The sequence below is a fragment of the Pseudomonas sp. CAN1 genome, from assembly GCF_030462585.1.
In the GTDB taxonomy this organism is placed as follows: domain Bacteria; phylum Pseudomonadota; class Gammaproteobacteria; order Pseudomonadales; family Pseudomonadaceae; genus Pseudomonas.
This window is the reverse complement of record NZ_JASMRU010000060.1, coordinates 1-12,880: the sequence shown is the minus strand read 5'-3', so window position 1 is coordinate 12,880 and position 12,880 is coordinate 1. Positions and strand designations below refer to the sequence as shown.

Below are 12,880 nucleotides of genomic sequence, written 5' to 3'. Positions count from 1 at the left end.
CCACAACTCGCGCGCCGTCTACCAGCGCTACCTGGGCTTCTACGACGGCAACCCGGCCAACCTCGACCCGCTGACGCCGGTTTCCGCCGGCACCCACTACGTCGAGGCGCTGGGCGGCGCCGAGGCGGTCGAGAAACTGATCCGCGCGGCGCTCGATCAAGGCGACTACCGCTGGGCCGCCACCCTGGGCAACCACCTGGTCTTCGCCCAGCCGGAGAACACCGAGGCCAAGGCCCTGCAGGCCGACGCCCTGGAACAGCTCGGCTACCAGGCGGAGAACAGCCTGTGGCGCAACATCTACCTGACCGGCGCCATGGAACTGCGCAAGGGCGTGACCCAGGAATCTCCGCGGGGCGCCAAGCCCGACGTGATCCGCGCCATGACCCCGCAGATGTACTTCGACTACCTGGCCATCCGTATCGACACGGACAAGGCGGTCGGCCACGACATGACCATGAACTGGACCTTCACCGACCTCGACCAGCAGCAGACCCTGACCCTGCGCAATGGCGTGCTGACTCACCGCCCCGGCGAGCTGAACCCCAAGGCCGACCTCAGCGTCACCCTGGCGAAGTCCACCCTGGACCAGATCACCATGCGCCAGGTCGACTTCCCCACGGCGATCAAGGACGGTCGGATCAAGCTCGAAGGCAACCCGAAGAAGCTCGGCGAACTGCTCGGACTGCTGGATACCTTCCAGCCGCAGTTCAACATCGTCACCCCCTGAGCCAGTCAGGCCGGGAGCCCGCACAGGGCTCCCGGCTCGCCGGCGTCGGACAGGCGATTCCGACAACGACATCAGGCTTGCCCCACCCACCCAAGGTGGCGTCAGGCCCTGGCAATTCGCCTGAAATGGGCGCGCCGTTCCTCAGGCAGCGCCAGGTATTCCTGCGCGCTGCCCTTCCCCATCGGAATCCTCAAGCAGGAGTGTCGGAATGAAACAGCTATCACCGCTGGACGCCCAGTTCTTCTACATGGAAGCCCCCCACCAGCCCATGGTGATCGCCGGTCTCTGGCTTTGCGACCAGAGCACCGCGCCCAATGGACTGGTGCGCCACAAGGACATCCTGCGCTTCGTCAGCAGCCGCTTGAGCAAGACCTCGCTGTTCCGCCGCAAGATGACCCACGCGCCCTTCCGCCTGGACGATCCGTACTGGATGGAAGACAAGAGCTTCGACCTCGAATACCACATCCGCCACGTCGGCCTGCCGCAACCCGGCGACTGGCGCCAGCTGTGCATCTTCACCGCACGGGCAATGTCGCGTCAGCTGGACATGGAGCGCGCACCCTGGGAGCTGACCATCATCGAGGGCCTGAACAACGTCGAAGGCGTGCCGCCGGGCAGCTTCGCGCTGCTGCTGCGCATGCACCATGCCTACCTCGACGGCAAGTCGGGGGTGGTGCTGACCACCCTGCTGATGGACGACTCGCCGGACAACGAATACCTGCCGGCCACCACCTCCCCCTACCGCGAGCGCATGCCCAGCCGCTCGCAGATGTGGGCCCGTACCCTGCCGCGCCTGGTCAGCCAGCCGTACCGCAGCGTGAGCGCCGGCGTCACCCTGGCGCGCAAGAGCCTGCAACTGGTCGGTCGCCTGCGCGAGGAAGCCGGTGACAACAAGCACCGGGTGCCCTTCACCCCATTCAACGAGCGGGTTTCTCCGCACCGCAGCTTCGGCGGCCACATCTGGAAACTCGCCGACCTCAAGCGCACCCGCCGCCTGGTGCAGGGCGCAACGCTCAACGACGCCATCGTCGCGATCATCGGCGGCGGCATGCGTCGCTACCTAGCGCAACGCGAGGCGCTGCCGGACGAAGGCTCGCTGGTGGCGCTGTGCCCGGTATCAGTACGCGCCGAAGGCAATGGCCGCGACATGGGCAACCAGCTCTCGGCCATGCTGATCGGCATGGGCACCGACATCGAATCGCCGATCGAGCGCCTGCAGGCTGTCTACGAGCAGACCCAGAGCCGCGCGGCGCTGGCTCGCGACGTGGTCGGCGAACTGATCACCTCGGCCAGCGAAGTGCTGCCGGCGCCGATGCGCATGTTCAACAGCTGGCTGTATCGCCAGGCGCGTTACACCAGCAAGCGCCCGCTATACAACACCCTGCTGTCCAACGTGCCCGGCCCGCCGCTGGGCGACAAGAAGCAGTACTTCGCCGGCGCCCAGGTGCTCACCACCTTCGCCGTCGGCCCGGTGTGCGATGGCATGGCGCTGACCCACGCCATCACCGGCATCTACGACCAGATCGAACTGGGCGTGCTGGCCGACCGGGAGATTCTCCCGGACATGGACACCTACATCGACTGCATCCGCCAGTCCACCGAGGAATACCTGACCCTGTGCGACGCCGCAGCCGAGGCGGCAGCTGCTGCGGCCACCATCGCGGATGAGCAGAAGCCCGCCGGTAAAGCCGTGCAGTCCAGGAAGCGCAACACCGGCAGCGAACCTGCCACGGAGGAGACCACCCCATGATCTGGAATCGTTCGTCGTCCGCCTGGCTGGCCAAGATGGAAGCCGCGACGACCTACCAGCAATGGGCGGAATACGCCCTGGAACTGGACCGCCAGAGCGGCGGCGACGACTGGCGCCACAGCGAAGTCTCCAGCCAGTACGACTACCGCTCGGTGCGCCAGCGCCTGGAACACCTGCGCGGCCTGCGCGCACGCAAGGACTACGCCGGGCTGATGTTCGCGCTCAACGAGGGCATCCACGGCAACCTCGCCGGCATGGGCCGCGCCGAGCTCTACGGCCGCGCGCGAATGGGCACCAAGCGGCTGATCCACGACTACATCGAGGAAGTCTGCCAGGCCCTGGAGGCGCTCTCGGCGGTCGACGACAAGAGCATCGGCCCGCAGCAGAAGGAAGACTTCTTCCAGCGCGCCAGTCACTGCTTCGGCCGCTCTGCGCTGATGCTCAGCGGCGGCGCCGCGCTGGGCTTCTTCCACGCCGGGGTGATCAAGGCGCTACTCGCCGAGAACCTGTTGCCGTCGATCATCTCCGGCTCCAGCGCCGGCTCGATCATCGCCGCCATCACCTGTACCCATCTCGACGAGGAGCTGCCGGAAAAACTCAGCGCCAAGCGCATCGCCATGCACTCCGAGCACGGCGCGAAAGCCCGCAAGGACAAGGGCGACCGGCGCACCGTCGGCACCCAGGAGCTGGTCGAGTACCTGGCGCGGGTCATTCCCGACCTGACCTTCGAGGAGGCCTACCGGCTGACCGGGCGCAAGCTCAACGTCACCGTCACCGGCCTGGCCCCGCGCCAGGCGCCGCGCCTGCTCAATGCGATCACCGCGCCCAACGTGATGATCCGCTCCGCGGTGCAGGCCTCCTGCGCGCTCTACGGGCTGTTCCCGCCGGTCACCCTGACGGCGAAGAACGCTGCCGGCGAGCAGGTGGCCTACCTGCCCGAACAGCAGTGGATCGACGGTTCCTACGTCGACGACCTGCCGGCCAAACGCCTGGGCCGACTGTATGGCGTCAACCACTTCATCTCCAGCATGGTCAACCCGGCGGCGCTGCTGTTCACGCCCAACCCGGACGCCCGGCAGGGCCTGGTGCAGTCGGTGGTCAACCTGCAGGTGAAGTGGACCAAGAGCGCCGCCACCCAGTTGCTCCAGTTCAGCCGGCGCCACCTGCGCACCAGCAACCCGACCCTCAGCCGCTGGCAGCACCTGAGCTACAACGTGCTGGCCCAGGAGTACACGGCCGACATCAACATCTTCCTCGCCAAGCGCTGGCACAATCCGCTGAAGCTGATGGCGCCGCTGCCCCTGGCAGAAGTCGAACAACTGGTCCGCGAGGGCAAGCAGCAGACCTGGGAGCGCATGGAGATGGTGCGAAACTGCACCGCCATCAGCCGCACGCTGGACACCATCCTCCAACGCCATCACTGGAGCGCCTGAGCCCGCCAAGTCAGCCATCGCCGCCGTGCGCTCCAGCGCATCGGCGGCACCTTCCGTCCACCTCGCGTGTCTCAGCTTCAAGAACGCCCCGCCGCCACTCCGGCGGCGGGATGACGAACGCAGACCTCCAGCACACCCACGCACCGCCGTGCCAGACCCCTTTTTCGAACAGGAGCTCACCATGAGCGAGTACCAAGCCCCGCTGCGCGACATGCAATTCGTCCTGCGTGAACTGAAGCTACTCGATGCGCTGAACCAGCTTCCCGGACAGGAAGACATGAACAGCGAGCTGGTCGACGCCATCCTCAACGAAGCCGCGCGCTTCGCCCAGGGCGTACTGGCGCCGCTGAACCTCGTCGGCGACCGCCAGGGCGCGCAATGGAAGGCTGGCGACGTGCGCACCGCCGACGGCTGGCGTGCGGCTTACCAGCAGTTCGCCGCCAATGGCTGGAACGCCCTCTCCTGCCCGCCGGAGTTCGGCGGCCAGGGCGCGCCGCGGCTGGTCTCGGCGCTGGTGGAGGAAATGTGGAACGCCGCCAACGTCGCCTTCGGCCTGTGCCCGATGCTCACCCGCGGTGCCATCGAGGCCATCGAGCTGCGCGGCTCGGACGAACTGAAGCAGACCTGGCTGCCGAAACTGGTGAGCGGTGAATGGACCGGCACCATGAACCTCACCGAGCCCCAGGCCGGCTCCGACCTCGCCGCCGTGCGCAGCCGTGCCGAACCCCAGGGTGATGGCAGCTACAAGGTATTCGGGCAGAAGATCTTCATCACCTACGGCGAGCATGACCTCACCGACAACATCGTCCACCTGGTGCTGGCCCGCGTGCCCGGCGCGCCGGAGGGCGTGAAGGGCATCTCGCTGTTCGTGGTGCCCAAGGTGCTGCTCAACACCGACGGCAGCCTGGGCGAACGCAACGACGTGCGCTGCGTGTCCATCGAACACAAGCTGGGCATCCACGGCAGCCCTACCGCCGTGCTGGCCTTCGGCGACCAGGGCGGTGCCACCGGCTGGCTGGTGGGCGAGGAGAATCGCGGCCTGGAATACATGTTCATCATGATGAACGCGGCGCGCTACTCGGTCGGCATCGAAGGCATCGGCCTGGGCGAGCGTGCCTACCAGCGTGCGGTGAACTATGCGCGGCAACGGGTGCAGGGCACGGAAATGGGCGTGCCCGGCCGGGAAAAGGCGGCGATCCTCCGCCATCCGGACGTGCGCCGCATGCTCATGTCCATGCGCTCGCGCACCGAGGCCATGCGCGCCCTGGCCTGCGAGGTGGCGCTGGCTACAGACATCGCCCACGGTCATCCAGACGAAGCCGTGCGCCGCGAGCGCCAGGCCTTCGTCGAACTGATGATCCCGGTGATCAAGGGCTGCGGCACCGAGAATGCCGTGGATATTGCCTCCCTTGGCGTGCAGGTCCACGGTGGCATGGGCTTCATCGAGGAAACCGGCGCCGCCCAGCATCTGCGCGACGCGCGGATCACGCCGATCTACGAAGGCACCACCGGCATCCAGGCGCTCGACCTGATCGGCCGCAAGATCGCCCGCGACAAGGGCGCCGCCGCCTTCGCCCTGATCTCCCGCCTGCGCGAGGCGCAGCTGGCGCTGCCGGATGACGATCCGCAACTGGCCGGCATCCGCCATCGGCTGTTCTCGGCGATCAATGCACTGGATGACGCGGTGAAGTTCGTGGTCGCCCACTTCAACGATCAGGTTCGCCTGGTGGCGCTGGGCTCGGTGCCGCTGCTGGAACTGTTCGGCATCGTTACCGGCGGCTGGCAACTGGCCCGCTCGGCGCAGGTGGCCCAGCAGCGCCTGGCCGACGGCAGCGGCGATGCAGCCTTCTACCGCGCCAAGCTGCGCACCGCGCAGTTCTACGCGGGGCACTTCCTCACCCGCGCGCCGGGGCTGGCCCAGGCGATAGTCGACGGCGGCGACGCTGCGCTGCAGATGGAGGACTTCGCCTTCTGAGGCGGATGGCCGCCCGTCCGGCTGCGGCACGGGTGGCTAGTAATCGTCACGATAACTTTACACCCATCCAACCCTGCGCCGAACCAGACTCCTGCGGCGGCGCAGCCTTCTCGCGCACCCTTGGCTATTTCCGGGTGCCCTGCTTATGCAGGAATGTTCGTTGACAGTGCCCGGCTCCATCCAGTGAGATGGCCTTTCGTTCAGGCAAATGGCATTGCCGACTGACTGTGTGTGCGTTCTGTGTGTACGTCGTGTCTGCAATGCCGCGATGACGAAACTTTGGCGATCCCGACTCGCCTAGCGAAGTTTCATTGTTTCATCGACACAGGAGATGCCGGCGATGTTGAACCAGGCAGCCCGGAACACCCAGGACGTCGAATTCGACGAGCAATTCTTCCTCGCCTTCGAAATCCAGGTCCTGCAGAAGGCCCTGCCGGCCTTCGAAGAGGCCTCGCGCTTCGCCCGCGACCGAGGTCTGCGTTGTAGCGTCGAGCTGATCACCAACGCCGACGGCCACCCTGAACTCAGCCTGCAGGCGACCCAGCGCGACGACCTGCCGGACAGTTGTTACCGGCTGATCGCCGACCCCGCTTCCCAGGGCATAGTCCACGAGGAATTCACCGCGGTGAACCGCCGCACCCGCCGCCAGGGCGCGCGCCTTGCTTCGCTAACCTCGCGGGCGCTGGAGCTGCAACTAGAGGCCTTCTTCATGCACGCCTTCGGCATGCGGCTGGACTACAACGTCCTGCGCCTGGACTACGCTTCAAGCCATTAGTCTCTTTCCGACTCCACCGGCCGTCGGTTCGGCCGGTGGTGCTCCTGTCGTTCCGTCGGACAGTTCCTGCAAAGGATGATTTATGGCAACGCTGAACGCGCCGAAGTCGCTATTATTCGCGCCCTGTGCGCCACCTCGTGCGTGTCCTCTCGTTGTCGCTTCGCCATGAATGAATTCCTCGTGCATTTTCAGGACGGTCACTGCCTGGGCAAGACCGTGCTGCGCTCGTTTTCCCGCCAGATGACCCTCTCCGAGGCGCGCGTGCGCCTGCAGGCCTGCTACCCGCTGCGCGTTCCGCACCTGCTGAACATCCTGCACCTGACGCCGATGCTGCCCGGCCGCTGATCTGCCACCCATACAGTTTTCCTGCGCCACTGTGCCTGCAACCGGGCACCGACCGTGGCTAGAGTCGTTCGTCTCGACTTCGAGCCGCCTTCAAGGAAAACGCCATGGACGACCTGCAGATTCGCCCCGCCACCGCCGATGACGTGCCGGCCATGCTGGGGCTGATCTTCGAGCATGGCCCCAATGACTGGAACTTTCTCCCCGAAGGCCCGGTGCGCGAGCACTTCCAGGGCATTGCCGAGGGTTCGGTGTGGGGACTGGTCGCCGTGGCTGGCGACGAGTTGCGCGGCCTGGTCACCTTTCTGGAAAGCGCTGCGTTCGGCCGTTTCCAGCCGGAAGGCAGCGGGCGTCACGCTTATATCGCCGAAGCCACGGTGCACCGCGGCGAAGCCGGGCGCGGCCTGGGCACGCGCCTGCTGCGTGCGGCCATTGCCGAACTGGCCGCCCGTGGCCTGCCCGACATCTACATCGAGCGCCACGAGGAGAACCCCGGCTCCGCCGGCATGATGCGCAAGGCCGGCTTTCGCGAGCTGGAGACCTTCGCCGACCCGCAGCGCCGGCCCAATGGGTCGCGGCGCACCACGGTCTGTTACCTGGACGCGCGCAGCGGCGCCGCCTGAGCCTCGCAAAGCCCGGCAAGTCCCTGCCGCGCTGCTTCGCCAGCCTGCTCCAGCACCCGACGCTTCCAGCCGTCCTCGTCCACATAGAAGGCGTCGCGCAGCTGGCGATGGATGCGTAGCGCCTTCTCCGCCGGCACGCCGGGGTTGTTGCTCAGCCACTGGTCGGCGCGCAGCGCCTTGAGCACCTGCAGCCCAGGCAAGGTGCCGTACTCCAGGGCAATGCCGGTCAGCTCGGCTTGCGGACATTCGCTGGCGGCGCTCAGCACCATCTGGCCACGCAAGGGTACCGAAACCGATCCGCCCTCCTGCGACGAAGTCACCTCCGCGCCCCACCAGCGCCGCGTGCGCGCCAGGGTCTGCGGATCGTTTCCGCCCACGTAGATGCGCTCGCCGTGGCCTTTGGGGCCCAGGCCGGTATGCAGGTCGATCCAGCCGATCCGCGCGCTTTTCGCGCCGTGCTGGCGCAGCACACGGCGCACCGTCTGGTTGCTCCAGGTCGGCTGTTCGCCGATGTAGAACAGGCCGCGCGGGTGGCTGTCCTGGCCGCTGGAGATGGCCGCCTGCAGCTGCTTGCGGCCGTGGCGCAGGGCGTAGCGCAGCAGCCGCAGGTGGCTGGCGAAGGACGGCCAGCGCCGCGGAATCAGGATCGGGTCGAGCGCCCCATAGGCCTGGTTGCGCTGGCGCGGCTGGGAGAAGTCGAGGAAGTTGCGGTTGAGGTCGACGTTCTCGTGGGTCCAGCGCCGCCACCAGGAGAAGCCATGGGGGTTGGCCGCATGCAGGTAGAGCACCGCGCAGTCGGCCCTGGAGCATTGCTCCAGCCAGTCGGGATCGCTTAGCAGCGCGGTCTGCACCGCCGAGCCGCAGAAGCCTTCGACGCCATGGCAGCCGCTGCTGATAATCAGCAGATTCTGCGCATCGCTGGGCCCGCTGCGCGCCACGTCCAGCGCCAGCGGCTCGCCATCGCGGCCGGGCAGCGGGTGGGCATGGGATTCGACCACCAGCCCGGCGGACAGGCAGGCAGCGAGGAACTTGCCACGCGCTTCGGCGTAGCTCTGGGAAAAACAGGCAGACGGGTTCATCACCACTCCGGATGACTGGATTGATCAGGGCCCGTTGTACGGGCCCTTCGAGGAAGATCAGGCGTGACCGACAGCGCCGGGCAGCGGCGCTTCGCTGTGTTCGCCCTGCAGCGTCTGGCGGGTACGCTCGGGGGCGATGATCCGGCAGCCGAGGATGGCGCAGACCACAGTGAGCACGCCGAACAGCCCCAGCGCCGTTTCGAAGCCATGGGCGATATCACCGCCGCGCAGCTCGACCAGTTGGCCGACGATCCACGGCGCGAGCATGCCGGCACTGGTCATGCCGCCAATGTGAATGGCCAGCATCGAGCCGCGCTGGGCGCTCGGCGCGATATAGGCGACCAGGGTGTTGCAGAAGGTCGGCAGGACGTTCACCAGGATGGCGCCGACGGCGTAGAGCACCAGGATCGCCAGGCGATCGCCATGCAGCAACGTCAGCGCGCAGAAGGCGATGCCGGCAACCGCCGCAAAAACCATCGGCGGCAACACCATGGCGCGCTGCACCGAGACGCCACGCTTCATCGCCCGCTGCGAGAGCGTCGACAGCAGCAGGTTGGCGAGGATTACCCCCACCGTCACCACCATCACCGTGTAGCCCGACTGCATGGGCGTCATGCCCTGACCTTTCTGCAGGTACACCGGCACCCAGCTGTACACCAGCGCGGTGGGCAGGTAGCTGAGGAAGCCCATCAGGGTGATCCAGAGGAAGCTGCGGTTGAGCAGCAGGCGGCTGTACGGCAGGCGCAGCGAGGAGCCCGGCCCCTCCTCCTCGGTCTGCTGGCCTTCGCGGCCGAAGATCAGCCAGACCACCAGCCACACCAGGCCGAGCAGCGCCAGCAGGAAGTACGCGGTGCGCCAGCCGAAGTGCTGGATCGCCAGCGGCAGGCTCAGCGCGCCAAGCACCGCGCCGAGCATGATCGATACCTGGATCAACGCCGAGGGCAGCACGCGCTCCTTCGGGCCGAACCACTTGAAGCAGGCATGCTGGGTCACCGCCGTGCCCGGCCCGGTACCGGCGCCCAGCAGCAAACGCCCGGCGACCAGCGCGGCAAAGCCGCTGGACAGTGCCACCAGCAGCTGCGAGGCCATCCACACCAGCGACATGCCGGCGAGAATCCAGCGCGTCGGGAAGCGGTTGGCAAGAAAGCCCACCAGCACGCCGGAGATCGAATAGAGGAAGAAGAACGCGCTGCCGATGAAGCCGAACTCGGTCGGCGAGAGCTTCAGCTCGTCGATGATCTGCGCGCCGGCGAAGGCGAAGATGGTCTTGTCCAGCACGCTGATGACCATCACCAGCATCAGCAGAATGAGGACTACGGTGCGCTGCTTCATGCCTGACCTCCCGCCGACGTCGACGAGGACAGCGAGGTCTCCACCAGCCGCACCCAGAGCGCCGCGCCGAAAGGAATGGCGCCGTCGTTGAAGTCGTAGCCGGGGTTGTGGACCATGCAGCCGCTGGGGCCGCTGTTGCCATTGCCCAGGGCGATGTAGCAGCCGGGACGGCGCTCGAGCATCCAGGCGAAATCTTCACTGCCGAGAAAGCCCGAAGGGATCTCGGACAACAACCGCTGCGGGCCGACCAGCTCGGTCAGCACCTGGCGTGCGAGACGGGTTTCCTCCGGCGTGTTAACCAGCACCGGCACCAGCTCCTCGTATTCGTACTGCAGCTCCATGCCGTGCACGGCAGCGACGCCACGGGTGATCTCGCCGATGCGGCGCTTGAGCAACTCGCGCACTTCCGGCTTGGTGGCACGCACGCTCAGGCGCAGGTCGGCGTGGTCGGGAATCACGTTGGCCGCCTCCCCCGCCTTGAGCATGCCCACGGTGACCACGGCCACTTCGGTGGACGGCACATTGCGCGCGACGATGCTCTGCAGCGCCAGCACCAGTTCGGCGGCAGCGACTATCGGGTCTTTGGTCAGGTGCGGCATGGCGCCGTGGCCGCCAACACCGGTCAAGCGGATCGACACGCGGTCCGACGATGCGGTCAGCGCGCCTTCGCGGGTCAGGAAGCAGCCCACCGGCAGGCCCGGCGCATTGTGCAACGCGTACACCGCATCGCAGGGGAAGCGCTCGAACAGGCCATCGTCCATCATCGCCACGGCGCCGCCCAGGGTTTCCTCGGCAGGCTGGAAGATCAGGTTGAGGGTGCCGTCGAAGTTGCGCTGCTCGGCCAGGTCGCGGGCGGCGCAGAGCAGGATGGCGGTATGGCCGTCATGGCCGCAGGCGTGCATGCGGCCCGCGTGCTGGCTGGCGTAGGGCACGCCGCTGGCTTCGTCGATGGGCAGCGCGTCCATGTCGGCGCGGATGCCGATGCTGCGCGCGCTGTGGCCCTGGCGCAGCACGCCGACCACGCCGGTGCCGCCGACGCCTTCGTGGACTTCATAGCCCCATTCGCGCAGGTAGCCGGCGACGATGGACGCGGTGCGCGCCTCCTCGAAGCCCAGCTCGGGGTGCTGGTGGAGGTCCCGGCGAATGCCGGCGAAGGTTGCCTGGGAGGCGAACAGTCTTTCGACTGTCTCGTGCTGGGTAAGGGGCTGCTGACTCATGCCGCATCCTGCTCATTGTTCTGATGTGGCCGGCAGGATGCCCCACGCGCGAGGCGCTGAATAATGACCTTCGCGCATGCTTATCAAGGCTGGTTATCGACGCTGCTCACTCCGGCTTGCGCAGGTGCGGGCCCTTGAAGGCGTAGACCAGCTCGTCCACCAGGGTCTGCGCCTCGCGGGTCATCAGTTCCGGCGGCCGGCAGACCAGGGAGATGTCGGTGCCCGGCACGGTCTCGGCGATATCCAGCGCATCCAGGGTGCCGGAGACAATGGGCAGGTCGAACACCCGCCGCGACCAGAAGCTCACCGCGTCGGTATTGGCCGCCAGCTCCGCGTAGAGCACCACCGAGGCACACTCGATGACGCGCTCGGGCTGGCGCACCTTGTATTGCTCGAACATCTGCCCGGCGAGGGACACATCCAGCGAATCGGGCACCAGCCATTCCTCGTCGAGCAGCTCGTGCAGCGACCGCGCATTGCGCAGCGGATGGCCCTTGCGCACCGCCAGCGTGGTCGGCTGCGCGTAGAGTTCCTGCCAGTGGAAGCCATCGACGTTGCGCGATGCCGGTTGCGAGGTCAGCACCAGGTCGAGCTGGCCTTCGCGCAGGCCTTCGAGCAGCTTGGCCGGGCGCAGCTCGTTGATCTGCAGCTGCACCTTGGGGTAGCGCTTGCGGTAACGCAGCAGGCAGGCGGCGAACTGCTGGCTGGGCGTCACCGGTGACACGCCGATGGCCACGCGGCCGTCCATGGCGCCTTTCAGCGTCTCGATCTCGTCCCGCGCGCGGCGCACCTCCTCCACCACCAGCCGGGCCCGGCGCACCAGGCGCTCGCCGTACTCGGTGGCGGTGATGCCGCGGTTGGAGCGAACCAGCAACGGCACGCCCAGCTCGGCTTCCAGCTCCTTGATGCTCTTGGACAGGGCGGGCTGGGAGATGTGCAGCAGGCGCGAAGCCTCCTGGATGCTGCCGCTCTCGCAGATGGCGACTATGGCGCGCAGTTGATGCAACTTCATGGAGTGGTCGTCGGCTCGGGGTCGGTAACAGGGTGGACCATAAAGCAAAATCGAGGCCGGTGGGGGTAACGGTTGGTAAACGCGGGTGGACTGGTGGGTCGCGGGGGTGTTTTTGCGGGGTTATTGGGGCGCGGCTATGGCTTTCGGCGACAGCATGGGTATCGCTTCGCTCCACGCCATCCTACAGCGAGGTTTTCCTGTTGATGCTGTGCGGGTGGGTGGATTCGCGGACAGGGTCCGCTCCTACGGGGAGGCGCCGGGTTGGGCGGGTTCGCGAGCAAGCTCGCTCCTACGAAGAGCACCACGGCCTCGGTTCTGGCTCTGGCTCTGGCTCTGGCTCTGGCTCTGGCTCTGGCTCTGGCCCCCAGAGACTTCCAGAGAAATGTCCGCACGCTCCGAGTGCCCCGTTCAGGAGGCCTCGTTGAAGCGGAGTTTCAGGGGTTGAGCGACATGGATGTCGCGAGAGCGCTGTCGGGCCAGGGACGGCCCGTCAGCGCGTGCCCCTGAAACTGCGCTTCAACGAGGGTATTTTTCGCCTAGGCGAAAAACCGGATGTCCGGGGCAAGCCTTTTGGTTACTTTTCGGCGCTTGGAAAAGTGACGCGCCCGAGGGGGC

Annotated in this window: 11 protein-coding genes; 7 read left to right on the top strand and 4 right to left on the bottom strand. The window is 66.9% G+C overall.

Translation table 11 applies throughout. From position 1 onward, the window contains the following. The 7 genes from QO207_RS30565 to QO207_RS30535 form a co-directional block, all read left to right on the top strand. Positions 1-727, top strand: a 727-nt coding sequence (locus tag QO207_RS30565) for an alkyl sulfatase dimerization domain-containing protein (protein WP_301535998.1), incomplete at its 5' end; no start/stop codon positions are given. Between the two features lie 208 nt (positions 728-935). Then, on the top strand, positions 936-2,477 hold the full coding sequence (locus QO207_RS30560) for a wax ester/triacylglycerol synthase family O-acyltransferase (RefSeq protein WP_301535997.1): 1,542 nt from the start codon (positions 936-938) through the stop codon (positions 2,475-2,477). Continuing rightward, positions 2,474-3,910, top strand: coding sequence for a patatin-like phospholipase family protein (locus QO207_RS30555; RefSeq protein ID WP_301535996.1), 1,437 nt, complete (start codon positions 2,474-2,476; stop codon positions 3,908-3,910). Before QO207_RS30560 ends, QO207_RS30555 begins: the two co-directional genes overlap by 4 nt. A 181-nt stretch (positions 3,911-4,091) precedes the next feature. Next, complete coding sequence (locus QO207_RS30550; protein WP_301535995.1) at positions 4,092-5,885, top strand: acyl-CoA dehydrogenase C-terminal domain-containing protein; 1,794 nt, start codon at positions 4,092-4,094, stop codon at positions 5,883-5,885. Between the two features lie 340 nt (positions 5,886-6,225). Continuing rightward, positions 6,226-6,660 (top strand): hypothetical protein, encoded by a 435-nt coding sequence (locus tag QO207_RS30545; RefSeq protein ID WP_301535994.1) that lies wholly within the window; start codon positions 6,226-6,228, stop codon positions 6,658-6,660. A gap of 165 nt (positions 6,661-6,825) precedes the next feature. Then, positions 6,826-7,005 carry a hypothetical protein gene (locus QO207_RS30540; protein ID WP_024762799.1) on the top strand — a complete coding sequence of 60 codons (180 nt, stop codon included), beginning with the start codon at positions 6,826-6,828 and terminating at the stop codon, positions 7,003-7,005. Between the two features lie 104 nt (positions 7,006-7,109). Beyond that, the gene (locus QO207_RS30535) at positions 7,110-7,625 is read left to right on the top strand and encodes a GNAT family N-acetyltransferase (protein ID WP_301535993.1); all 516 of its coding nucleotides are present in this window, start codon (positions 7,110-7,112) and stop codon (positions 7,623-7,625) included. Here the strand turns inward: QO207_RS30535 and QO207_RS30530 are convergent. The 4 genes from QO207_RS30530 to QO207_RS30515 all read right to left on the bottom strand — a co-directional run bounded on the left by QO207_RS30530 (position 7,595) and on the right by QO207_RS30515 (position 12,265). Continuing rightward, positions 7,595-8,704 carry a M14 family metallopeptidase gene (locus tag QO207_RS30530; RefSeq protein WP_301535992.1) on the bottom strand — a complete coding sequence of 370 codons (1,110 nt, stop codon included), beginning with the start codon at positions 8,702-8,704 and terminating at the stop codon, positions 7,595-7,597. The genes QO207_RS30535 and QO207_RS30530 overlap by 31 nt on opposite strands. 57 nt (positions 8,705-8,761) lie before the next feature. After that, complete coding sequence (locus tag QO207_RS30525) at positions 8,762-10,036, bottom strand: MFS transporter (RefSeq protein ID WP_301535991.1); 1,275 nt, start codon at positions 10,034-10,036, stop codon at positions 8,762-8,764. Further along, positions 10,033-11,253, bottom strand: coding sequence for a M20 aminoacylase family protein (locus QO207_RS30520; protein WP_301535990.1), 1,221 nt, complete (start codon positions 11,251-11,253; stop codon positions 10,033-10,035). Before QO207_RS30520 ends, QO207_RS30525 begins: the two co-directional genes overlap by 4 nt. Positions 11,254-11,359: 106 nt before the next feature. Next, complete coding sequence (locus QO207_RS30515; protein ID WP_301535989.1) at positions 11,360-12,265, bottom strand: LysR family transcriptional regulator; 906 nt, start codon at positions 12,263-12,265, stop codon at positions 11,360-11,362. Positions 12,266-12,880 lie beyond the last annotated feature (615 nt).

Bases quoted from the DNA above. Each gene is read 5' to 3' on its own strand.
- QO207_RS30560 (WP_301535997.1), top strand. From the start codon at position 936: ATGAAACAGCTATCACCGCTGGACGCCCAGTTCTTCTACATGGAAGCC.
- QO207_RS30555 (WP_301535996.1), top strand. From the start codon at position 2,474: ATGATCTGGAATCGTTCGTCGTCCGCCTGGCTGGCCAAGATGGAAGCC.
- QO207_RS30550 (WP_301535995.1), top strand. From the start codon at position 4,092: ATGAGCGAGTACCAAGCCCCGCTGCGCGACATGCAATTCGTCCTGCGT.
- QO207_RS30545 (WP_301535994.1), top strand. From the start codon at position 6,226: ATGTTGAACCAGGCAGCCCGGAACACCCAGGACGTCGAATTCGACGAG.
- QO207_RS30540 (WP_024762799.1), top strand. From the start codon at position 6,826: ATGAATGAATTCCTCGTGCATTTTCAGGACGGTCACTGCCTGGGCAAG.
- QO207_RS30535 (WP_301535993.1), top strand. From the start codon at position 7,110: ATGGACGACCTGCAGATTCGCCCCGCCACCGCCGATGACGTGCCGGCC.
- QO207_RS30530 (WP_301535992.1), bottom strand. From the start codon at position 8,704: ATGAACCCGTCTGCCTGTTTTTCCCAGAGCTACGCCGAAGCGCGTGGC.
- QO207_RS30525 (WP_301535991.1), bottom strand. From the start codon at position 10,036: ATGAAGCAGCGCACCGTAGTCCTCATTCTGCTGATGCTGGTGATGGTC.
- QO207_RS30520 (WP_301535990.1), bottom strand. From the start codon at position 11,253: ATGAGTCAGCAGCCCCTTACCCAGCACGAGACAGTCGAAAGACTGTTC.
- QO207_RS30515 (WP_301535989.1), bottom strand. From the start codon at position 12,265: ATGAAGTTGCATCAACTGCGCGCCATAGTCGCCATCTGCGAGAGCGGC.